Source organism: Mycobacterium sp. IS-1264 (assembly GCF_001954195.1).
GTDB lineage: Bacteria > Actinomycetota > Actinomycetes > Mycobacteriales > Mycobacteriaceae > Mycobacterium.
The window spans coordinates 67,758-90,093 of record NZ_MBES01000068.1 but is presented as its reverse complement, the minus strand read 5'-3'; the positions used below and the strand labels follow the sequence as shown (position 1 = coordinate 90,093).

Below are 22,336 nucleotides of genomic sequence, written 5' to 3'. Positions count from 1 at the left end.
CCCGCGTCGGTGGTAGCGCCTCGAGCGTCATGCGGTCACCGCCCGCCGGAATTTGGACCGGATATCGGTCCAGCTCTGCTCGACATGGTGCCGGGATGTGGCACGCGAGGCCGCGCCGTAAGCCGCTCGCCGGCCTGGCGGAACCTGAGTGGGGCTGGGCTGGCGGCTTTGCTGCTCCCCGTCTTGGTATAGGCCGGGCACCGTGCAATTTTCGCCGTCTAAAGGATTGTGGCTCACCGATTTTCCTGACCGTCGGGCTAGATATTGGTAGCTGATGCACCCATCTTGGCCACCGGGTCGGTTGGCGTCTATCCGCCGCTTGGAGACAATCCGTGTCCCCCGATGGGAGGTTCGGAGGGTCCCCCGATGCGTGTCGCCGTGAGATCCGCTATGCGGATCAGGGTACGGCAGCCTCGGGTTCGGCGCGTTCCCGCATCGAGGCCCATAGCGCCGCCGTCGCCGCCGTGCATGCCGCGGCACCCGCCACGTGGACGGCGACCAGGGCGGCGGGCACCCCGGTGAAGTACTGAGTGGTACCGACGGCGGCTTGCGCGCATACCAGTGCGAGCAGCACGCCGAGCCGCAGCACGACGGCCCGGGCGGCGCCGACCGCCAGCAGCCCGAAGGCGAGCCCGGCCAACAGCGCGAGGTAGGCGATCAGCAGCGAGGAATGCGCGTGCACCAGGGTGGTGATCTCGACCTTGAGCCGCGGCACGGTCCGGCTGGGACTGCGGTCACCGGCGTGCGGCCCCGCGGCGGTCACCAGGGTGCCCGTCACCAGCACGGCGGCCAGATTCACCGCGGTCAGCGCCGTGAGCACGCGCAGCGGCCTGGCCACCCGCTCGGAGACCACCCCGTCGTCGGGCTCGCCGACCTTGACGTAGAGCAGCACCGACAGCCAGACCATGGTCATCGAGACGAGCAAATGGATCGCGACCGTCCACCAGAGCAGCCCGGTGCGCACGGTGATGCCGCCGATTACCGCCTGCACCACCGTCGACACCGGCATCAGCCACGCGTAGGTCAGCACCTCGGCACGCCGCCGCGCCCGGGTCACGGCCAGCACGGCCAGCGCCGCGGTGATCACCACCCCGATGCTGAACAGCCGGTTGCCGAATTCAATGGCCTGGTGCACCCGCGGCACCTCGGTCACCGTGACCGGGACGAAGCTGCCCGGGAAACACCGCGGCCAGGTCGGACAACCCAGCCCCGACGCGGTGACGCGGACGATCGCGCCCGTGACGGCGATGCCGCCCTGGGTGAGGATCACCGTCGCGGCGATGACCCGCTGGACACGCAGACTGGGGTAGGGGAGCAGGTCCACCAACCGCAACAACGCCCGTCTCAGCACCGCCCGATCGTAAGGCAACAAAAACTACGGCCTGTAGTACGGGCCACCCGCGCCAATGCCTCAGGTGAAGCGGAACCAGCGCAGTGCGGCCAGCGCCGCCGCCGCGCCCCATACCGCCAGGACGACGACGCCGAACCAGTCCGCGGACAACATCATGGCCCGTGACAGCGCCTCGGTGAGCGCGCCGGACGGGGTCAGCCGGGCGGCCCACTTGAACCCGGCCGGGATCAGGTTGGTCTCCACGGTCAGCGCGCCGAGGCCGGCGAAGACGAACCACATCAGGTTGGCCACCGCCAGCACGATCTCGGCGCGCAGCGTCCCGCCCAGCAACAGCCCCAGGGCCGCAAAACAGGCGGTGCCGAGCGCGATCACCGCCGCACCCACCAGCAACGCCGCCGGGGCCGGCCGCCAGCCGAGCCCAAAACCGATGGCCCCCAACAGGATTGCCTGTAGGAACACCACCGTGACCACGGCCAGCGACTTGCCGGCGATGATGCCCCAGACCGGCAGCGGAGTGGCACCCAGCCGTTTGAGCGCGCCGTAGCGGCGGTCGAACGCGACCGCGATCGCCTGTCCGGTGAACGCGGTCGAGATCACCGCCAGGGCCATGATGACCGGGACGAACGTCGCGGCGCGGTTGTGGCCGAACGAACCGAGCGGCAGCAGCGTGAGCCCGACCAGCAGCGTGATCGGGATGAACATGGTCAGCAGCAACTGTTCGCCGTTGCGCAGCAACAGCTTTAACTCCAGGCCGAACTGCGCGGCGAGCATCCGCGGCACGGCGTTGGGCCGGGGGTCGGGGGTAAACGTGCCCGCGGGGAAGACGTCCGATTGAGTCACTGCCGTAGCTTTCTGCCGGTGAGGTCCAGGAACACGTCCTCGAGGCTGCGCTGCTCGACGCGCATGTCGGTGGCCAGCACGTCGATCTGCGCGCACCACGCCGTGACGGTGGCCAGCACCTGCGGGTCGACCGGCCCCTCGACGAGGTACTCGCCCGGCGTCACCTCGCTGGCCTTGTAGTCCTCGGGCAGAGCCGCGGCCAGCAGGGACAGATTCAGCCGCGGCGGCGCGGTGAAACGCAACTGGTCCTTGGCGCCGGCGCGCATCAGCTCGGTCGGAGTCCCCGACGCCACCGTCACGCCGTGGTCGATGATCACCAGCCGATCGGCGAGCTCCTCGGCCTCCTTGAGCTGGTGGGTGGTCAGCAGCACCGTCACCCTGTCGCGGCGCAGCGCGTCGATGAGTTCCCAGACCAGCAGGCGGGCGTGGGCGTCCATGCCCGCGGTGGGTTCGTCGAGGAACACCAGTTCCGGACGCCCGACCAGCGCGCAGGCCAGCGCGAGCCGCTGCTGCTGCCCGCCGGACAGCCGTCGATAGGTGGTCCGTGCCGCGTCGGTCAGCCCGAGGGTGTCCAGCAGCCACGCCGGGTCCAGCGGGTCGGCGGCGTAGGAGGCGACCAGGTTGAGCATTTCCCCGGCCCGCGCCGCGGGGTAGCCACCCCCGCCCTGCAGCATCACCCCGATGCGGGCGCGCAGGCGGGCGTTGTCGGCGATCGGGTCGAGCCCGAGCACTTCGATGGTGCCGGCGTCCGGGCGCACGAAGCCTTCGCACATCTCCACGGTCGTCGTCTTGCCGGCGCCGTTGGGCCCGAGTAGCGCCAGCACCTCCGCGGCGTGCACGTCCAGATCGAGGTCGCGCACGGCCTTGGTCGAGCCGTAGTGCTTGCATACCCCGCGCAGTCGGACGACGGGGGCTTGTGGGGCCGAGCTCACGTGGAATCAGCGTAGGCGTCGGGCGCCGCCTTGGAGCTGGGGGAGGCGCTCGGGGTGTTCGACGTCGGGGGCGCGGACAGCTCAATGGCCTTCTCGCCGTTGGCTTCTGGGCTCTTCGGCTGCAGCGGTCGCCACGGCAAGCGGGTGTACGTCAGCGCGATGAGGATCGCCACGATGACGGTGCTGGCCACGGTGGCGTCCACGATCTGAAATAGCGCGAATCGGTCGCCGTTGGCCGTCGGCCCGAAGATGCCGACGACGAGGGTGATGACGATGACGGCCACCCGGAAGCCGGTGCGGGTGGCCCATGCGGCCAGCGGAATGATGGCCCACAACAGATACCAGGGCTGCACGACGGGAAAGAGCAGCACCGTGATGCCCAGGGCGACGCCCAGGCCGCCGATCGGGTGCAGTCGTCCGCGGAAAACGGCGACCAACAGCCACAGCACCATCACCATGATGATCAGCACACCAATGCCACGGGTCAGCGCCAGCACGGCGGTGGTGTGATCGCCGAGGCCGAGCAGGATGCCCACCTGCCCGGTGCCGAGCGCCAGCAGCGTCGGCGGCGACATCCAGCTGCGCACCACGTTGGCGGTGCCCAGCGTGTAGATCCAGCCGAATCCGAGCCCGCTGGCCCAGCCGACCAGCGCCATCACCGACAGCGACAGCGCCGCCATTCCGCCGCCCGTGAGCAGCAGCGCGCGCAGGTTGCCCCCGCAGCGATACGCCAACGCCATCGTCACGAATCCGAGCGCCAGCAGCGACGGCAGCTTCACCTGCGACGACAGCGTGATCAGGACAGCGCCGGCCAGCAGCATGCCCAACGGTTCCCAGTCCGGGCCGAACCGCCACGAGCGGGGCAGTAGCCGCGGGGAGTCGATACCGCGCAGCGCGAATTCGGCGCCGGCCAGCATCAGGCCAAGCATCAGCGCCTCGTTGTGGATGCCGGCGACCAGATGCATGATCAGCAGCGGATTCGCGGCACCCAGCCACAGCGCGCTGACCTCGGCGACGCCGCAACGCCGCGCCAGCCGCGGTGTCGCCCATACGATCAGGCCCACCCCAAGCAGCACCACCAGCCGGTGACAGAGCACCGCGGCGACGATATTTTCGCCGGTCAGAGCCGAGATTCCGCGCCCAATCCATAGGAACAGCGGGCCGTAGGGCGCCGGCGTCTCGCGCCACAGGCTGGGCACGGACAGGGTGAACACGTGGGACAGGCCCAGGCCGGACGCCGGGCCGACCCGGTAGGGATCGAGTCCGTCCAGCGAGATCTGGCTCTGGGCGAGGTAGGAGTAGACGTCCTTGCTGTACATCGGCGGCGCGATCAGCAGCGGCAGGGTCCACAGCAGCAGGGTGCGGTCCAGGTCGCCCCGCGACATCCGCCGGCTGCCCAGCGCGAACCGGCCGAGCATCAGCCAGGCCAGGGCCATCATCACCGCGCCGGTCGTCGTCATCGTCAGCGACACCGTCTGGATCCGCGACGGCAGGTTGAGCAGCCGGACCCCGAACGTGGGGTCCTGGACGACGGGCCGGGCCCCGGCGCCTAATGCACCGATCGCCATCAGGACGGTGCCGGTGGCCCCGAACAGGCGGGTGCGCTGCAGAGCGGTGAGCTCGGTATCGTTCAGCGGCGTGCCCACGGCCTGCTCATCGCCGTGCAAACTGGCGATCGAGGAGCTCAGCGTGTGGTGGCGGGCTGCCATCAGAGCAGCGTAGCCGGTGTGACCAGCGCAACCGTCCACGCAGGGCACCCTTGCTGGACCGATTTCCGGAATTGCGTCACACTGGTGTTGTGAAAATCCGCACCAGCTACCCGGACGCCGCTGTGCCCGCAGCGGGGGCGGCGGCGTTGGATGGCCAGACGCAGACTCGCCGGGCCATCGTGCGCTTACTGCTGGAATCCGGATCGATCACCGCCGGCGAGATCGGCGACCGGCTGGGCCTGGCCGCCGCCGGTGTGCGGCGTCACCTCGACGCGCTGATCGACGCGGGCGATGCCGAGTCCGTGCCCGCCGCACCGTGGCAGCAGGCCGGGCGTGGCAGGCCGGCGAAGCGGTTTCGGCTGACCGCCGCGGGCCGGGCCAAGCTCGAGCACTCCTACGACGACCTGGCGGCCGCGGCGATGCGGCAGCTACGCGAGATCGGCGGGGAGGACGCGGTGCAGACGTTCGCCCGCCAGCGCATCGACGCGATCCTGGCCGGCGTGCCGGGCGCCGAGAGCGCCGCGGACGACGACGTCGAGGCGGCCGCCGAGCGAGTCGCCGGTGCGCTGACCAACGCCGGCTATGTCGCCACCACGACGCGGGTCGGTGGGCCGATCCACGGCGTGCAGATCTGCCAGCATCACTGCCCGGTATCGCACGTCGCCGAGGAATTCCCGGAGCTGTGCGAGGCCGAGCAGCAGGCGATGGCCGAGGTGCTGGGAACCCACGTGCAGCGGTTGGCGACCATCGTCAACGGCGACTGCGCCTGCACCACGCACGTACCTCTTACTGTTCCTCTCTCTAAGGCGCCCAGCCCGCGCCGCGACACCACGAGCATCAAAGGAGCGTCCGCATGACACTCACCCCGGAGGCCAGCAAGGCCCCCACCCAGCCGCTGACCCAGGCGGAGGCCATCGCGTCGCTGAGCCGGTACGGCTACGGGTGGGTGGACTCCGACACCGCGGGTGCCAGCGCCCAGCGCGGGCTCTCCGAGGCGGTCGTTCGCGACATCTCGGCGAAGAAGAACGAGCCGGAGTGGATGCTGCAATCGCGGCTGAAGGCGCTGCGCATCTTCGAGCGCAAGCCGATGCCGAACTGGGGTTCGAACCTGGGCGGCATCGACTTCGACAACATCAAGTACTTCGTGCGCTCCACCGAGAAGCAGGCCGCCACGTGGGACGACCTGCCCGAGGACATCCGCAACACCTACGACCGGCTGGGCATCCCCGAGGCCGAGAAGCAGCGCCTGGTCGCCGGCGTCGCGGCCCAGTACGAGTCCGAGGTGGTCTACCACCAGATCCGGGAAGACCTTGAGACTCAAGGCGTTATCTTCCTCGACACCGACACAGGTCTGCGGGAACACCCCGAGATCTTCCAGGAGTACTTCGGCACCGTGATCCCGGCGGGGGACAACAAGTTCTCCGCGCTGAACACCGCGGTGTGGAGCGGTGGATCGTTCATCTACGTGCCGCCGGGCGTGCACGTCGACATCCCGCTGCAGGCCTACTTCCGGATCAACACCGAGAACATGGGCCAGTTCGAGCGGACGCTGATCATCGCCGACGAGGGTTCGTACGTGCACTACGTCGAGGGCTGCACCGCGCCGATCTACAAGTCGGATTCGCTGCACTCGGCCGTGGTCGAGATCGTCGTGAAACCGCATGCGCGCGTTCGCTACACGACGATCCAGAACTGGTCCGGCAACGTCTACAACCTGGTCACCAAGCGGGCCCGCGCCGAGGCCGGCGCCACCATGGAGTGGATCGACGGCAACATCGGCTCGAAGGTGACCATGAAGTACCCGGCGGTCTGGATGACCGGCGAGCACGCGAAGGGCGAGGTGCTGTCGGTGGCGTTCGCCGGCGAGGACCAGCACCAGGACACCGGCGCCAAGATGCTGCACCTGGCGCCGAACACGTCGAGCAACATCGTGTCCAAGTCGGTGGCGCGCGGCGGGGGCCGCACCTCGTACCGCGGCCTGGTGCAGGTGAACAAGGGTGCGCACGGATCACGCTCGAGCGTGAAATGTGATGCGCTGCTGGTCGATACGATCAGCCGCAGCGACACCTACCCGTACGTCGACATCCGCGAGGACGACGTCACGATGGGTCACGAGGCCACCGTGTCGAAGGTCAGCGAGAACCAGCTGTTCTACCTGATGAGCCGCGGGCTGACCGAGGACGAGGCGATGGCCATGGTGGTGCGCGGCTTCGTGGAGCCGATCGCCAAGGAGCTTCCGATGGAGTACGCGCTGGAGCTCAACCGGCTGATCGAGCTGCAGATGGAGGGCGCGGTCGGATGACCGCCGCTCTGAATAAAGGAGAGCTGTTCGCCTCCTTTGACGTTGACGCGTTCGAGGTTCCGCACGGCCGCGACGAACTCTGGCGGTTCACCCCGCTGCGACGCCTGCGCGGCCTGCACGACGGCTCGGCGCGCGCCTCCGGCAAGGCGCAGATCAGTATCGGCGAACACCCGGGCGTGCACGTCGAGACGGTGCGCCGGGGCGACGAGCGACTCGGCCAGGGCGGCGTTCCCGCCGACCGCGTTGCGGCCCAGGCTTTTTCGTCGTTCAACTCGGCGACGCTGGTCACCGTCGGGCGGGACACGCAGATCGCCGACCCGGTGAACATCACCGTCACCGGCCCCGGCGAAGGTGCCGTGGCCTACGGGCATCTGCAGATCAGGGTCGAGGAGCTCGGCGAGGCGGTCGTGGTGATCGACCACCGCGGCGCTGGGACCTATGCCGACAACGTCGAGTTCGTCGTCGACGACGCCGCTCGGCTCACGGTCGTGTGGATCGCCGACTGGGCCGACGACATGGTGCACGTGAGCGCGCACCACGCGCGGCTGGGCAAGGACGCGGTACTGCGCCACGTCACCGTCACGCTGGGCGGCGAGGTGGTGCGGATGTCGGCCAACGTGCGCTACACGGGGCCCGGCGGGGACGCGGAGCTGCTCGGGTTGTACTTCGCCGACGACGGTCAGCACCTCGAGTCGCGGCTGCTGGTCGACCACGCCTATCCCGACTGCAAGTCGAATGTGCTGTACAAGGGTGCGCTGCAAGGGGATCCGGACTCGGCGCTGCCCGACGCCCACACCGTCTGGGTGGGCGACGTGTTGATCCGCGCCGAAGCCACCGGCACCGACACCTTCGAAGTCAACCGCAATCTGGTGCTCACCGACGCGGCGCGCGCGGACTCGGTGCCCAACCTGGAGATCGAGACCGGGGAGATCGTCGGCGCCGGACACGCCAGCGCCACGGGGCGTTTCGACGACGAGCAGCTCTTCTACCTACGCTCCCGGGGCATCCCGGAGGACCAAGCCCGCCGGCTGGTGATCCGCGGCTTCTTCGCCGAGATCATCTCCAAGATCGCCGTTCCCGACGTACGGGAACGCCTGACCGCGGCCATCGAACACGAACTGGCCCTTACCGAATCGAAGGCAACAGCTTCATGACGACCCTGGAAATCAAAGACCTGCACGTCAGCGTCGAGAACCCGAACGCCGCCGACGGCGAACGGGAGATCGGAATCCTCAACGGCGTCAACCTGACCGTGAAATCCGGTGAGACGCACGCATTGATGGGCCCGAACGGCTCCGGCAAGTCGACGCTGTCCTATGCCATCGCCGGTCACCCGAAGTACCGGGTCACCTCCGGATCGATCACGCTCGACGGCGCGGACGTGCTGGCGATGAGCGTCGACGAGCGGGCGCGGGCCGGGATATTTCTGGCCATGCAATATCCGGTCGAGGTGCCCGGCGTCTCGGTGTCGAACTTCCTGCGCTCGGCGGCCACCGCCGTGCGCGGCGAGGCCCCCAAGCTGCGGCACTGGGTCAAGGAGGTCAAGGGGGCGATGACGTCACTGGAAATCGACCCCGCCTTCGCCGAGCGCAGCGTCAACGAGGGCTTCTCCGGTGGCGAGAAGAAGCGGCACGAAATCCTGCAGCTCGAGTTGCTGAAGCCGAAGATCGCCATCCTGGACGAGACCGACTCGGGGCTGGACGTCGACGCGCTGCGGGTGGTCAGCGACGGCGTGAACCGCTACGCCGAGACCGAGCACGGCGGCATCCTGTTGATCACGCACTACACCCGCATCTTGCGCTACATCCATCCGGAGTACGTGCACGTCTTCGTCGGCGGGCGCATCGCCGAATCCGGCGGCTCGGAGCTGGCGGACGAACTCGAGCAAAACGGCTACGTGCGCTTCCAACAAGCGGCGGCTGAGAAGGTCTAGGGGGAGCGTAACCATGTCGGCATCGGTGACCCCGCTGGACGTCGCGGCGATCCGTGCGGACTTTCCGATCCTCAAGCGCATCATGCGCGGCGGAAATCAGTTGGCGTACCTGGATTCCGGCGCCACGTCGCAACGCCCGCTGCAGGTGCTCGACGCCGAGCGCGAATTTCTGGTCACCTCCAACGGCGCCGTGCATCGCGGTGCGCACCAGCTGATGGAAGAGGCCACCGACGCCTACGAACAGGGGCGTGCCGACATCGCGGCGTTCGTCGGCGCCGACACCGACGAGCTGGTCTTCACCAAGAACGCCACCGAGGCGCTCAACCTGGTGTCCTATGTGCTGGGCGACAATCGGTTCGAGCACGCGGTGGCCGAGGGCGACGTCATCGTCACCACCGAGCTCGAGCACCACGCCAACCTGGTCCCGTGGCAGGAGCTGGCACGGCGCACCGGGGCCACGTTGCGCTGGTACGGCGTGACGGACGACGGGCGCATCGACCTGGACTCGCTGCACCTCGACGAGCGGGTCAAAGTCGTTGCGTTCAGCCACCATTCCAACGTCACCGGCGCATTGGGCCCGGTGGCCGAGCTGGTCGCCCGCGCCAAGAAAGTGGGCGCGCTCACCGTGCTGGACGCGTGCCAGTCGGTGCCGCACGAGCCGGTCGACTTCCACGCGCTCGGCGTCGACTTCGGCGCGTTCTCGGGGCATAAAATGCTGGGCCCCAACGGGATCGGCGTGCTGTACGCTCGCCGCGAGTTGCTGGAGGCGATGCCGCCATTCCTCACCGGCGGTTCGATGATCGAGACGGTGGCGATGGAAGCCTCCACCTACGACGCGCCGCCGCAGCGCTTCGAGGCCGGCACCCCGATGACGTCCCAGGTGGTCGGGCTGGCTGCTGCCGCCCGCTATCTCGGCGACGTCGGCATGGCGGCCGTCGAAGCCCACGAGCGCGAGCTGGTCGCCGCGACCATCGACGGTCTCTCGGGGATCGGCGCCGTGCGCATCCTTGGACCGGCGTCGATGGAAAACCGCGGCTCGCCGGTGTCTTTCGTCGTCGACGGCGTGCACGCGCACGACGTCGGCCAGGTGCTCGACGACGCGGGCGTCGCGGTGCGGGTCGGACATCACTGCGCGTTGCCGCTGCACCGCAGGTTCGGCCTGGCCGCCACCGCGCGGGCGTCGTTCGCGCTGTACAACACCGCCGACGAGGTCGACCGATTGGTGGCCGGGGTGCGCCGGGCCGTGGACTTCTTCGGGAGAGACTGACCGTGCGTCTCGAGCAGATCTATCAGGACGTGATCCTCGATCACTACAAGCACCCGCAACACCGCGGACTGCGGGAGCCGTTCGGCGCGCAGGTCTTTCACGTCAACCCGGTCTGCGGCGACGAGGTCACCCTGCGGGTGACGCTGTCCGACGACGGTGAGACCGTCGCGGACGTCTCCTACGACGGGCAGGGTTGTTCGATCAGCCAGGCGGCCACCTCGGTGCTCACCCAGCAGGTGATCGGCCAGAGCGTCGGCGAGGCACTCAAGACCGTCACCGCGTTCACCGAAATGGTCTCCTCGCGGGGAACCGTCGAGGGTGACGAGGACGTCCTGGGTGACGGCGTCGCGTTCGCCGGAGTGGCCAAATACCCGGCGCGGGTGAAATGCGCGCTGTTGGGCTGGATGGCTTTCAAAGACGCACTGGCGCAAGCTGTTACAGACCCCAAGGAGGGTAGGGATGAGCGAAACCACCGCGCAGGATGACGAACTGCTCGCCGACGTCGAGGAGGCGATGCGCGATGTCGTCGATCCCGAACTGGGGATCAACGTCGTCGATCTGGGGCTGGTGTACGGCCTGAACGTCGAGGAGGGCGACCAAGGAACCGTCGCGCTGATCGACATGACGTTGACGTCGGCGGCCTGTCCGCTGACCGACGTCATCGAGGATCAGTCACGCAGCGCGCTGGTCGGCGCCGGCCTGGTCGACGACCTGCGGATCAACTGGGTGTGGAACCCGCCGTGGGGCCCGGACAAGATCACCGACGACGGCCGCGAACAGCTGCGCGCTCTCGGCTTCACCGTCTGAGTTCGTTCCTCCCTTTAGATCCCTTTAGAAGTGCAAGGGGAGATGCGGTAGGTGCGGTAGGTGATGGTGCGGGCGCCCCATCGGCGGGCAGGCCTCGAGGCTGATCATGATGGCATGCAGCACGCCGCCGTCCTGGGTTCCCTGCGCGCCCAAGCACTTTCCGTTCGTTATCGCTTGGGTGTCGGAAGGCGTCTGCCTCTTGTATGACGTCGAGTCGGTCACCGTCACATTGGTGGGCGTCGGTTGGGGACCCAAGCCGCTGACGGCGATGGTGTTACCCGAGACCGAACTGACCGTGCCGTAGAACCCCGCGGGCGGTGGGCACTTGCCGTCGACGGCGGCGGTGATGATCACCGACTGCGCGGTGATCGCGCCCGGCGCGGGCGCGCTTTGCGGGGTGGCGCGCACGTTGACACAACTACCGGGGGTCACGTCGGTCAGCTTGGCCGGGGTGACGTCGACGACCCGGGTCGACGGGGTGAAGTCCACCGTCGCCGACCCGGTGCGGGTCCTCAGGCCGATCGTGCCGCCCGACACCGACTCGACCAGGCCTTCGACGTAGTCCTTGGCCGCCGGGGGCGGTGCCGGTGCCGGTGCCGGGGCGGGTGCGGCGCTCGGAGCCGAGCTCGGCGGGAGCGCGGTGACGGTCGGCTTTCCGGGACTGCTCGTGTTCGACGTGTTCGAGGGGCCGCACATGGCGACGCCCACCACGATGGCGACGAGGACCGCGACGACTCCGAATTGCGCCAGCCGGCGTTTGCTCGAGATGGTAGGCATCGACGTTTTCTCCGATCGCCCGTTTAGCCTGGGCACTCGGATACCCGCCGGAGCCCGCTTTCAGCTATGCCCGCGACCGATGTGAGGGCAATCACCCGCCGTGCGGGGGTGTGCCCTTGCTCGGGCATTTGCCGTCGTTGGCGCCTCGCAGCTTGATCGAGGTCGCCTGCAGCGTACCGCCGCTGTCCAGGGTGCCGCGCGCGCTGACGCATTTGCCCTGGGCAATCGCGTCGGGTGTGGCGGTGGTCAGCTTGGAGTATTTGGTGTTGTCGTCGACGGTGACGGTCGTCTGGGTGGTGTTCCCGCTGGCGTCGGCGCCCGCAACGGTGATGCTGTTACCCGTCACCGAGGCGACCGAGCCGCGCAGCGGCTTGGGCTTGGCGGGGGCCGGCGCACCGGGCGGCGGCGTGGTGGTGGTGGAACCCTGCGACGACTCCTTGCCGGGCGGGCAGGTGCCGTTGACCGACGGGCTCACTCGGACGGACGCCGCGGTCACCGGCTGGTTGCCCTGGATCTCCTGGGCGGGCCGCACGCTGATGCAGCTGCCCGAGGTGACGTCGCTCAGTGTGGCCGGGGCGACCTCGGTGACCTTGGTCGTCGAGGTGAAGTTGACGGCGGCCTTGGTGTTGTCGTCCCTGGTGACCTGGATCGAGTTACCGGCCACCGAGGCGATCAGGCCGTTGACCGAGGCCTCGCCCTGGGCGGGTGCCGGCGAGGTGCTCGTCGACGTCACCGTCGACGTCGAGGTGGACGTCGACGCCGGAGTCGAGTTGTTCGACGAGCCGCACGCCGCGACGGACAGCGCGGCCGCGCCCGTGGCGGCGAGGATGGCGAACCGGGTAAGCGGGACAGGCATCAAGGTTTCTCCCCTCGTGGTTGGACCACGAAAAGGTGTACCCGTTCAAGCTGTGCCCGACCCGTGCGTGTTGCGCCGCTAGAACGCGTCCTCTGGCAGGCGCATGATCTCGTCGTCGATCGTCTCGATGACGTGGCGCAGCGACGTCAGCCGCGGAAGCATGTTCCTGGCGAAGAACGCCGCGGTCGCGACCTTGCCCTGATAGAACGCCTCGTCCTCCTTCGCCGGCCCGTTGGCCAGCGCGGTGTGGGCGATACCGGCCTGAGCCAGCAGGCGCCAGCCGATGAGCAGGTCGCCGATGGCGAGCAGGTATCGCACCGATCCCAGCCCGACCTTGTAGATGTCGGTGGGGTTCTCCGCGGCGGACATCAAATATCCGGTGAGGGCCCCCGTCATCGCCGTGGCATCGTCCAGCGCGGTTTGGAGCAACTCGGCCAGTGGTTTCAGCGCCTCGTCGCAGGTATCGATGGTTCGGCTGATCTGAGCCGTCACGAACTGCAGGGCCTCGCCGCGGTCACGGACTATCTTGCGGAAGAACAGATCCAGCGCCTGGATGGCGGTGGTGCCCTCGTAGAGCGAATCGATTTTGGAATCGCGGATGTATTGCTCCAGCGGATAGTCGACCAGGAAGCCCGAGCCGCCCAGCGTTTGCAGCGACTCCGTCAGGAGCTCGTAAGCCCGTTCGGAGCTCACCCCCTTGACGATCGGCAGCAGCAGGTCGTCCACGCGGTGCGCCATGTCGTGATCCGCGCCCGAAACCCGTTGCGCGACAGCATCATCCTGATGCGCGGCCGCGTACAGGTACAGCGCCCGCAGCCCCTCGGCGTACGCCTTCTGGGTCATCAGGCTGCGGCGCACATCGGGATGGTGCATGATCGTGACCCGCGGCGCGGTCTTGTCGGCCATCTGGGTGAGATCCGCGCCCTGCACCCGTTCCTTCGCGAAGGCCAGCGCGTTGAGGTAGCCCGTCGACAAGGTGCCGGCGGCCTTGACGCCGATCGTCATGCGGGCGTGCTCGATGACGGTGAACATCTGCGCGATCCCGTTGTGCACGCCGCCCACCAGATAGCCGACGGCGGGGACATCGGTTGCGCCGAAAGTCATTTCGCACGTCGGAGAGGACTTGATGCCCATCTTGTGCTCCAGCCCGGTGGCGAAAACGCCGTTGCGGGGACCGAGTTCGAACGTGTCGGGATCGAAAAGGTAGTTGGGCACGTAGAACAGGCTCAACCCCTTGGTGCCCGGGCCGGCACCCTCGGGCCGGGCCAGCACGAGGTGGAAGATGTTCTCGGCGGTGTTACCGACGTCGCCGCCCGAGATGAACCGTTTGACGCCCTCGATGTGCCAGGTGCCGTCCGGTTGTTCGACGGCCTTGGTGCGGCCGGCCCCGACATCGGAGCCCGCGTCGGGTTCGGTGAGCACCATGGTGGATTGCCAGCCGCGCTCGACGCCGGCCGCCGCCCAGCGCCGCTGCTGCTCGTCGCCCTCGATGTAGAGCGCCTGAGCCAGCACGGGACCCAGGTTGTAGAAGTTCGCGGAGGGATTGGCGCAGATGATCATCTCGTTGACGGCCCACGCCAGGGGCGCGGGCGCGGGCATGCCACCGATCTCCTCGGCCAGACCCAGGCGCCACCAGCCCGCCTCCTTGATGGCTTGCACCGTCTTGGCTAACTCGGGCGCCACGCTGATGGTGTGGCCCTTGGGATCGAATTCCGGCGGGTTGCGGTCGGCAAAGGCGAAGGATTCGGCGACCGGGCCCTCGGCGAGGCGAGCCGCCTCGGCCAATATCGTGCGGACCGTGTCGGCGTCGAGGTCGGCATAGCTGCCGGTGCCGAGTACGGCGCCGACGTCAAGGACCTCGAACAGGTTGAACTCCAGGTCGCGCACGTTAGCGATGTAGTGGCCCAAGGCAATTCCCTCGCTGGTCGGATAGCAGGCGGATGGTCCGCCGTAAGTGTGTCCGACGTGGGAAAACGTACGCAACCGTAACCTTGCGGCGCGGGAACGGTGCGGGAACATAGGGGCCGCTCCGGGCGTTAGGCGGTTTGTGACAACACGCGATCTCACCGCCGAGGTGTTCAACGAGACCATCGAGGGCAACGACATCGTCCTCGTCGACTTCTGGGCTTCGTGGTGCGGACCATGTCGCCAGTTCGGGCCGACGTTCCAGGCATCGTCGGAGAAACACCCCGACATCGTGCACGCCAAGGTGGACACCGAAGCCGAGCAGCAGCTGGCCGCGGCCGCCCAGATCCGCTCCATCCCGACGCTGATGGCGTTTAAGAAGGGCAAGCTGCTCTTCAACCAGGCGGGGGCCCTGCCGCCCGCGGCCCTGGAGGACCTGGTGCAGCAGATCAAGGCCTTCGACGTCGACGCGGCCGAAGCCGAGCAAGGCTGATACCCCGGTTTTTCCGGGTGCGCGCTACCGTTCACGGGTGAGTTTGGTACTCGTTGAACAGCCGCGCCCCGGCGTGGCCTTGATCACCCTCAACCGCCCCGAGCGCATGAATTCCATGGCCTTCGACGTCATGGTGCCGCTCAAAGAGGCCCTGGACAAGGTCACCTACGACAATTCCGTGCGCGTGGTCGTGCTGACCGGGGCGGGCCGTGGGTTTTCCTCGGGCGCCGATCACAAATCCGCCGGCACCGTGCCGAACGTCGACGGCTTGACCCGCCCGACCTACGCGCTGCGCTCCATGGAAGTGCTCGACGACGTCATTCTGTCGCTGCGGCGGTTACACCAACCCGTGATCGCGGCGGTCAACGGGCCGGCGATCGGCGGTGGCCTGTGCCTGGCGCTGGCCGCCGACATCCGGGTGGCGTCGACCAACGCCTACTTCCGCGCCGCCGGCATCAACAACGGGCTGACCGCCAGCGAACTCGGGCTGAGCTACCTCTTGCCCAGGGCGATCGGATCGTCGCGCGCGTTCGAGATCATGCTGACCGGCCGCGACGTCTCGGCCGAGGAAGCCGAGCGCATCGGGCTGGTGTCGTGCCAGGTGCCGGAAGACCAGCTGCTGGACACCTGCTATGCGATCGCGGCCCGGATCGCGGCGTTCTCGCGGCCCGGAACCGAGTTGACCAAGCGCACACTCTGGAGTGGACTGGACGCCGGTAGCCTGGAAGGGCACATGCAAGCCGAGGGCTTGGGACAGCTTTTCGTCCGTCTGCTCACCGCCAACTTCGAAGAAGCGGTTGCCGCACGCGCCGAACGCCGCCCGCCGGTCTTCACCGACGACAAATAATCTTTCATGTCAGGAGAGCGATCGTGATCACGGCCACGGACCTCGAGGTCCGCGCCGGCGCGCGCATCTTGCTCTCACCCGACGGCCCGGACCTGCGGGTGCAGCCCGGCGACCGCATCGGGCTGGTCGGACGCAACGGCGCGGGCAAGACGACCACCCTGCGCATTCTGGCGGGCGAGAGCGAACCGTACGCCGGATCGGTCAGCCGGATCGGCGAAATCGGTTACCTGCCACAGGATCCCAAAGAGGGCGATCTCGACGTGCTGGCCCGCGACCGGGTGCTGTCGGCTCGCGGTTTGGACGTATTGCTCACCGACCTGGAAAAGCAGCAAGCGTTGATGGCCGAGGTCGCCGACGACGACGCGCGCGACCGTGCGATCCGCCGCTACGGTCAGCTCGAGGAGCGGTTCGTGGCGCTGGGCGGCTACGGGGCCGAAAGCGAAGCCGGGCGCATCTGCGCGAGTCTCGGCCTGCCGGAACGGGTGCTGACGCAGCAACTGCGCACGCTGTCCGGCGGGCAGCGCCGGCGCGTCGAACTGGCGCGCATCCTGTTCGCCGCGTCGGACAGCGGCGCGGGCTCGTCCACTACCCTGCTGCTGGACGAGCCGACCAACCACCTCGACGCGGATTCGCTTGGCTGGCTGCGGGATTTCCTGCGCGCACACACCGGCGGGCTGGTGGTCATCAGCCACAACGTCGAATTGATCGCCGACGTCGTCAACCGGGTGTGGTTTCTGGATGCCGTGCGCGGCGAGGTCGACGTCTACAACATGGGCTGGCAGAAATACCTCGACGCCCGCGCCACCGACGAACAGCGTCGCCGCCGCGAACGCGCCAACGCCGAACGCAAGGCCGCCGCGCTGCGCACGCAGGCCGCCAAACTGGGCGCCAAGGCCACCAAAGCCGTTGCGGCGCAAAACATGTTGCGCCGCGCCGACCGGATGATGGCCGCACTCGACGAGGAGCGGGTCGCCGAGAAGGTGGCCCGCATCAAATTTCCCACCCCGGCCGCCTGTGGCCGCACGCCGCTGGTGGCCACCGGGTTGGGCAAGTCCTACGGGTCGCTGGAAGTGTTCACCGGTGTCGATCTGGCGATCGACCGCGGCTCGCGGGTTGTCGTGCTGGGGCTCAACGGCGCCGGCAAGACCACGCTGCTGCGGTTGCTGGCAGGCGTCGAGGATCCCGACACCGGCGGGCTCGAGCCGGGACACGGTTTGCGGATCGGATATTTCGCGCAGGAGCACGACACCCTCGACGACGACGCGACGGTGTGGGAGAACATCCGGCATGCCGCACCGGATTCCGGTGAACAGGACCTGCGCGGCCTGCTGGGGGCTTTCATGTTCAGCGGTGCGCAGCTCGAGCAAGCCGCCGGCACCCTGTCCGGCGGGGAGAAGACCCGCCTCGCGCTGGCCGGGCTGGTGGCGTCCACGGCGAACGTGCTGTTGCTCGACGAGCCCACCAACAATCTCGACCCCGCGTCGCGCGAGCAGGTGCTCGACGCGCTGCGCAGCTATCGCGGCGCGGTGGTGCTGGTGACGCACGACCCCGGGGCGGCCGAGGCGCTCGATCCGCAACGCGTCGTGTTGTTGCCCGACGGCACCGAGGACTACTGGTCGGACGAGTATCGGGATCTGATCGAACTGGCTTGATCTTGATGTGGCCGCTGCGGATTCGGCGAAACCGCCCACGCGGCCGACGGTGGGTTCTTACCCTGTGTGCTTGGGATCGTGTTTCAAGCCTGGAGGGGCCCCAAGTGAGAAAGTCGAAAAAGACGCGCGACCAGATGCTGCACGAGCTACGCAACGCCTATGAAGGCGGCGCGAGTATCCGAAATCTGGTTGCCACTACCGGCAGGTCGTACGGCTCGATTCACAGCATGCTGCTGGAGTCGGGCACCACGATGCGCAGCCGGGGCGGGCCCAACCACACCTCGCGTTCCCGATAGACCCGCTGAGCGGGGCGAAGCGACGTAACGTCACTGCGATATTTCCTCCCCTCAGTCGCAGTGCCGTTACGCTCGCGGCCCAGAATCGTTGCGGCGCACCGAATTCTCGACCAGGTCGAGGACCGCGGCCAGCCGCCGGGGATCCTCCCCGGACGCCAACCGCGCGACCAGTCCGTCGAGAACCAGTTCCAGGTAGCACTGCAACACGTCGCAGGGCACGTCGTCGCGCACCCGGTGCGCTTCCTTCTGCCGGCGCAGCCGATCGGTCGTCGCCGCCGCCAGTTCCGCGGAGCGCTCCGCCCAGCCGCGGCTGAACGCCGGGTCGTTGCGCAGCTTGCGCGCGATCTCCAGCCGGGTGGCCAGCCAGTCGTACTGGTCGGGCGCGGCAAGCATGTCGCGCATCACCTGGATCAGACCCTCGCGGGAAGCGACGTCGGCCATCCGCTCGGCGTCCTCGTGCGCCAGCGCGAAAAACAGGGCGTCCTTGTCCCGGAAGTGGTGGAAGATCGCGCCGCGCGACATCCCGATCGCCTGTTCCAGCCGCCGCACGGTGGCGCGGTCGTAGCCGTGTTCGGCAAAGCAACGGCGAGCGCCGTCGAGGATCTGACGGCGGCGAGCCGCCAGATGGTCCTCGCTGACTTTTGGCACGGGCCGGTCCGGGCTCAGCCGGACTTGAGCATGTTGCGCAGCACGAATTGCAGGATGCCGCCGTTGCGGTAGTAGTCGGCCTCGCCGGGCGTGTCGATGCGCACCACCGCATCGAACTCGATTGGGTCGCCGCCGTCCTTGCTGGCCTTGACGTGCACCGTCTTGGGCGTCTTGCCGTCGTTGAGCGCCTCGATGCCGGTGATGTCGAAGACCTCGGTGCCGTCCAGCCCCAAGTCCTCCGCCGACTTGCCTTCGGGGAACTGCAGCGGGATGACTCCCATGCCGATCAGGTTGGAGCGGTGGATGCGCTCGAACGACTCGGCGATCACCGCCCGCACGCCCAGCAGCAGCGTGCCCTTGGCCGCCCAGTCCCGCGACGAGCCGGAGCCGTACTCCTTGCCGCCCAGCACGACCAGCGGAATATCTTGTGCCGCATAGTTTTGCGCCGCGTCGTAGATGAACGCCTGGGGGGCGCCGTCCTGGGTGAAGTCGCGGGTGTAGCCGCCGGCCACATCGTCGAGCAGTTGATTGCGCAGCCGGATGTTGGCGAACGTGCCGCGGATCATCACCTCGTGGTTGCCGCGCCGCGAGCCGAAGGAGTTGTAGTCCTTGCGGTCCACGCCGTGCTCGTCGAGGTACTGCGCGGCCGGGGTGCCCGGCTTGATGCTGCCGGCGGGGGAGATGTGGTCGGTGGTCACCGAGTCACCCAGCAGCGCCAGCACCCGCGCGCCGCTGATGTCCTTGACCGGCTCGGGGTCGGCCGACATGCCCTCGAAGTAGGGGGGCTTGCGCACGTAGGTCGAATCCTGGTCCCACTCAAAGGTATTGCCGCTCGGCGTGGGCAGGTTGCGCCACCGCTCGTCGCCCTTGAACACGTCGGCGTAGTTCTTGGTGAACATCTCGGAGTTGATCGCGGAGGCGATTGTGTCCGACACGTCCTTCTGCGATGGCCAGATGTCCTTGAGGAAGACGTCGTTGCCGTCCTTGTCCTGGCCCAGGGGCTCGGATTCGAAATCGAAGTCCATGGTCCCGGCCAGTGCGTAGGCGACCACCAGCGGCGGCGACGCGAGGTAGTTCATCTTCACGTCGGGGTTGATGCGCCCCTCGAAGTTGCGGTTGCCCGACAGCACGGCCGCCACCGAGAGGTCGTTGTCGTTGATCGCCTTCGAGATCTCGTCGGGCAGCGGACCCGAGTTGCCGATGCAGGTGGTGCAGCCGTACCCGACCAGATAGAAGCCGAGCTTCTCCAAATACGGCCACAGGCCGGCCTTTTCGTAGTAGTCGCTGACCACCTGCGAGCCCGGCGCCATCGAGGTCTTCACCCACGGCTTGGCGGCCAGTCCCTTCTCGACGGCGTTGCGGGCCAGCAGCGCCGCGCCCAGCATCACCTCGGGGTTGGAGGTGTTGGTGCACGACGTGACCGCGGCGATCACCACCGCGCCGTGGTCGATCACGAACTCGCCGAGTTCCTCGGAGCGCACCGTCACCGGGGTGCTCACCCGTCCCTTGGCGTGCTTGGCGGCCGACTCCACCGGCTTGTGGTCGTCGGCGTGGCCGTTGTTCAGGGCGCCCGGGTCGCTGGCCGGGAACGTCTCGTCGACCATTTCGTCCAGCTTCGAGTAGTCCTTCTTGTCGGGGTCGTCGCCGACGTAGTCGCAAATCTGCTCGCGGAACGTGGATTTGGCGTCGGACAACGCGATTCGGTCCTGGGGGCGCTTGGGCCCGGCGATCGACGGCACCACGTCACCCAGGTTGAGCTCCAGGTATTCCGAGAACTCGGGCTCGTGCTTGGGGTCGTGCCACATGCCCTGCTCTTTGGCGTACGCCTCGACCAGCGCCAGCTGCTCGGGCTTGCGGCCGGTGAACTTCAGGTAGTCGATGGTTTCCTGGTCGATCGGGAATATCGCTGCGGTGGAACCGAATTCGGGGCTCATGTTGCCCAGGGTGGCGCGGTTGGCCAGCGGCACCTCGGCCACGCCCTCGCCGTAGAACTCGACGAACTTGCCGACCACGCCGTGGTTGCGCAGCATCTCGGTGACGGTCAGCACCACGTCGGTGGCCGTGACGCCGGCCTGAATCTCACCGGTCAGCTTGAAGCCGACGACGCGGGGGATCAGCATCGACACCGGCTGACCGAGCATCGCGGCCTCGGCCTCGATGCCACCCACGCCCCAGCCCAGGACGCCAAGGCCGTTGACCATCGTGGTGTGCGAGTCGGTGCCCACGACGGTGTCGGGGTAGGCCACCCCGTCGCGTTCCATCACCACACTCGCCAGGTATTCGATGTTGACCTGGTGCACGATGCCGGTGCCCGGCGGCACGACCTTGAAGTCGTCGAACGCGCCCTGGCCCCAGCGCAGGAACTGGTAACGCTCGCCGTTGCGCTCGTACTCGATCTCGACGTTGCGCTCGAACGCGTCGGCCCGGCCGAACAGGTCGGCGATCACCGAGTGGTCGATCACGAGATCGGCCGGCGCCAGCGGGTTGACCTTGTTCGCATCGCCGCCGAGGTCGCCGATCGCCTCGCGCATGGTGGCCAGGTCGACGATGCAGGGCACACCGGTGAAGTCCTGCATCACGACGCGCGCCGGCGTGTACTGGATCTCAATGCTGGGCTCCGCCTTGGGATCCCAGTTCGCGATGGCCTCGATGTGGTCCTTGGTGATGTTGCTGCCGTCCTCGTTGCGCAGCAGGTTCTCGGCGAGGACTTTGAGGCTGTAGGGGAGTTTCTCCGTGTTGGGGACGGCGTCGAGGCGATAGATCTGGTAACTCTTGTCGCCGACCTTGAGGGTGTCGCGGGCTTCGAATGAGTTCACAGAATCAGTCACTTCAACTCCCAAGATTTAGTTCTTCCGCCGACGGGCCGTGTCGGCGGTGCGGTGCCACTTTAACAGTACGCTTGTCCTGTATTAGAGCGGGCCCCGTATTTCCAGTCTTGTCGCGAGCGGCGCGCGTTTAAACCCCCTGAGGCCAAGTCGCGTACGGTGCCTGTAGCACTGGGCGAGCGGCGGCAGGAGGGGCGCGATGGGCGGGCACGATTCCTTGGTTCTGCCGCTTTATATCCCGCAGGACGTCGACATGGCGGCGGTCAAGGCTCAGGTCGCGGCGACGGGGGTCAGCGCGCCACCGGATGCGGTACCGGCACTGCTGGGCATCGTCAACCAGGCGCACTCCGAGGGCATCAACCTCAAGATCGTCCTGCTCGACCACAACCCTCCCAACGACACGCCGCTGCGCGACATCTCCACCGTGGTCGGCGCCGACTACCACGACGTCACGGTCCTCACGCTCAGCCCGAGCTACGTCGGCAGCTACAGCACGCACTTCCCCCGGGTGACGCTGGAGGCGGGCGAGGATATCGCCAAGACCGGCAATCCCACGGTCTCGGCGCAACATTTTTTGAATGAGCTGCACGGCCCCGAATTCCCCTGGACCGGCTTGACGATCGCCTTGCTGATCGGGGTGCTGGCCGCGGCCGTCGGCACCCGGTTGCTGCAGCGGCGCGCGAAGCGCTCAGCAACGTCGCCCCAAGCGGACGATCCTCACCCGGAAGAGCCCAGTCAGGGCGCTTAACCCGCGTTTCCGGCTCGGCCCGGAATTCATGAGCGCGGCCTGCGCGTCTACGCGGCAAACACGGCAGGTCACCGTTCGGTCACAGTAAACGCACTTCCCGAGTGCAGTTTGTTGCTTGCGTTTCCATAGCGTGCGGTGTGACGTACGG

Annotated in this window: 20 protein-coding genes and 1 pseudogene; 12 read left to right on the top strand and 9 right to left on the bottom strand. The window is 67.8% G+C overall.

The annotated features are described in order from the left end of the window. Positions 1–397: 397 nt before the first annotated feature. The 4 genes from A5744_RS16925 to mptB form a co-directional block, all read right to left on the bottom strand. Positions 398–1,327, bottom strand: a complete 930-nt coding sequence (locus tag A5744_RS16925) for a heme A synthase (RefSeq protein WP_240563078.1) — start codon at positions 1,325–1,327, stop codon at positions 398–400. An 84-nt stretch (positions 1,328–1,411) separates the two neighbouring features. Further along, positions 1,412–2,191 (bottom strand): ABC transporter permease, encoded by a 780-nt coding sequence (locus A5744_RS16920; protein ID WP_076062926.1) that lies wholly within the window; start codon positions 2,189–2,191, stop codon positions 1,412–1,414. Continuing rightward, a complete protein-coding gene (locus tag A5744_RS16915) occupies positions 2,188–3,123 on the bottom strand; it encodes an ABC transporter ATP-binding protein (protein WP_076062925.1) in 936 nt (311 codons plus the stop codon). The genes A5744_RS16920 and A5744_RS16915 overlap by 4 nt, the downstream gene beginning before the upstream one ends. Next, on the bottom strand, positions 3,120–4,832 hold the full coding sequence (gene mptB, locus A5744_RS16910) for a polyprenol phosphomannose-dependent alpha 1,6 mannosyltransferase MptB (protein ID WP_076062923.1): 1,713 nt from the start codon (positions 4,830–4,832) through the stop codon (positions 3,120–3,122). The genes A5744_RS16915 and mptB overlap by 4 nt, the downstream gene beginning before the upstream one ends. Here mptB and A5744_RS16905 point away from each other — a divergent pair. From A5744_RS16905 to A5744_RS16875, 7 genes are read left to right on the top strand one after another with little or no spacing between them, the layout of a single operon-like run. Beyond that, a complete protein-coding gene (locus A5744_RS16905; RefSeq protein ID WP_170874514.1) occupies positions 4,826–5,689 on the top strand; it encodes a metalloregulator ArsR/SmtB family transcription factor in 864 nt (287 codons plus the stop codon). The genes mptB and A5744_RS16905 overlap by 7 nt on opposite strands. After that, a complete protein-coding gene (sufB, locus tag A5744_RS16900; RefSeq protein ID WP_076062918.1) occupies positions 5,686–7,134 on the top strand; it encodes a Fe-S cluster assembly protein SufB in 1,449 nt (482 codons plus the stop codon). The genes A5744_RS16905 and sufB overlap by 4 nt, the downstream gene beginning before the upstream one ends. Further along, positions 7,131–8,288, top strand: coding sequence for a Fe-S cluster assembly protein SufD (gene sufD / locus A5744_RS16895; protein WP_076062917.1), 1,158 nt, complete (start codon positions 7,131–7,133; stop codon positions 8,286–8,288). Before sufB ends, sufD begins: the two co-directional genes overlap by 4 nt. Continuing rightward, entirely contained in the window at positions 8,285–9,067 is a 783-nt protein-coding gene (gene sufC / locus A5744_RS16890; protein ID WP_076062915.1) for a Fe-S cluster assembly ATPase SufC, read from the top strand. The genes sufD and sufC overlap by 4 nt, the downstream gene beginning before the upstream one ends. A gap of 13 nt (positions 9,068–9,080) precedes the next feature. Beyond that, the gene (locus A5744_RS16885) at positions 9,081–10,334 is read left to right on the top strand and encodes a cysteine desulfurase (protein ID WP_076062913.1); all 1,254 of its coding nucleotides are present in this window, start codon (positions 9,081–9,083) and stop codon (positions 10,332–10,334) included. Next, positions 10,331–10,819 carry a Fe-S cluster assembly sulfur transfer protein SufU gene (sufU, locus tag A5744_RS16880; protein WP_139329510.1) on the top strand — a complete coding sequence of 163 codons (489 nt, stop codon included), beginning with the start codon at positions 10,331–10,333 and terminating at the stop codon, positions 10,817–10,819. Before A5744_RS16885 ends, sufU begins: the two co-directional genes overlap by 4 nt. Next, positions 10,794–11,141 carry a metal-sulfur cluster assembly factor gene (locus A5744_RS16875; protein WP_076062910.1) on the top strand — a complete coding sequence of 116 codons (348 nt, stop codon included), beginning with the start codon at positions 10,794–10,796 and terminating at the stop codon, positions 11,139–11,141. The genes sufU and A5744_RS16875 overlap by 26 nt, the downstream gene beginning before the upstream one ends. Positions 11,142–11,165: 24 nt before the next feature. On the opposite strand, the gene A5744_RS16870 is transcribed toward A5744_RS16875, so the two are convergent. The 3 genes from A5744_RS16870 to A5744_RS16855 form a co-directional block, all read right to left on the bottom strand. Beyond that, a complete protein-coding gene (locus A5744_RS16870) occupies positions 11,166–11,918 on the bottom strand; it encodes a DUF5666 domain-containing protein (RefSeq protein ID WP_076062908.1) in 753 nt (250 codons plus the stop codon). Positions 11,919–12,009: 91 nt separating this feature from the next. Then, positions 12,010–12,774, bottom strand: a complete 765-nt coding sequence (locus A5744_RS16865; protein ID WP_240563072.1) for a DUF5666 domain-containing protein — start codon at positions 12,772–12,774, stop codon at positions 12,010–12,012. 78 nt (positions 12,775–12,852) lie between these two features. Then, the gene (locus tag A5744_RS16855) at positions 12,853–14,682 is read right to left on the bottom strand and encodes an acyl-CoA dehydrogenase (RefSeq protein ID WP_076062906.1); all 1,830 of its coding nucleotides are present in this window, start codon (positions 14,680–14,682) and stop codon (positions 12,853–12,855) included. A 139-nt stretch (positions 14,683–14,821) separates the two neighbouring features. On the opposite strand from A5744_RS16855, the gene trxA reads away from it, so the two are divergent. From trxA to A5744_RS16835, 4 genes and pseudogenes are all read left to right on the top strand, one after another. Then, the gene (gene trxA, locus A5744_RS16850; RefSeq protein WP_076062904.1) at positions 14,822–15,172 is read left to right on the top strand and encodes a thioredoxin; all 351 of its coding nucleotides are present in this window, start codon (positions 14,822–14,824) and stop codon (positions 15,170–15,172) included. A gap of 25 nt (positions 15,173–15,197) precedes the next feature. Then, positions 15,198–16,019 (top strand): annotated as a pseudogene (locus A5744_RS16845) (enoyl-CoA hydratase); the annotation flags it as partial. Between the two features lie 23 nt (positions 16,020–16,042). Continuing rightward, on the top strand, positions 16,043–17,671 hold the full coding sequence (locus tag A5744_RS16840; RefSeq protein WP_076062900.1) for an ABC-F family ATP-binding cassette domain-containing protein: 1,629 nt from the start codon (positions 16,043–16,045) through the stop codon (positions 17,669–17,671). Between the two features lie 104 nt (positions 17,672–17,775). Beyond that, positions 17,776–17,967, top strand: a complete 192-nt coding sequence (locus tag A5744_RS16835; RefSeq protein ID WP_076062898.1) for a helix-turn-helix domain-containing protein — start codon at positions 17,776–17,778, stop codon at positions 17,965–17,967. Between the two features lie 66 nt (positions 17,968–18,033). Here the strand turns inward: A5744_RS16835 and A5744_RS16830 are convergent, their stop codons facing one another. Beyond that, positions 18,034–18,615 carry a TetR/AcrR family transcriptional regulator gene (locus A5744_RS16830; protein ID WP_076062895.1) on the bottom strand — a complete coding sequence of 194 codons (582 nt, stop codon included), beginning with the start codon at positions 18,613–18,615 and terminating at the stop codon, positions 18,034–18,036. A gap of 14 nt (positions 18,616–18,629) precedes the next feature. Continuing rightward, positions 18,630–21,443, bottom strand: a complete 2,814-nt coding sequence (locus A5744_RS16825; protein WP_076062894.1) for an aconitate hydratase — start codon at positions 21,441–21,443, stop codon at positions 18,630–18,632. 196 nt (positions 21,444–21,639) lie between these two features. Between A5744_RS16825 and A5744_RS16820 the strand changes: the two genes are divergently transcribed. Next, positions 21,640–22,188 carry a DUF6676 family protein gene (locus A5744_RS16820; RefSeq protein ID WP_076062892.1) on the top strand — a complete coding sequence of 183 codons (549 nt, stop codon included), beginning with the start codon at positions 21,640–21,642 and terminating at the stop codon, positions 22,186–22,188. Positions 22,189–22,336: the final 148 nt, after the last annotated feature.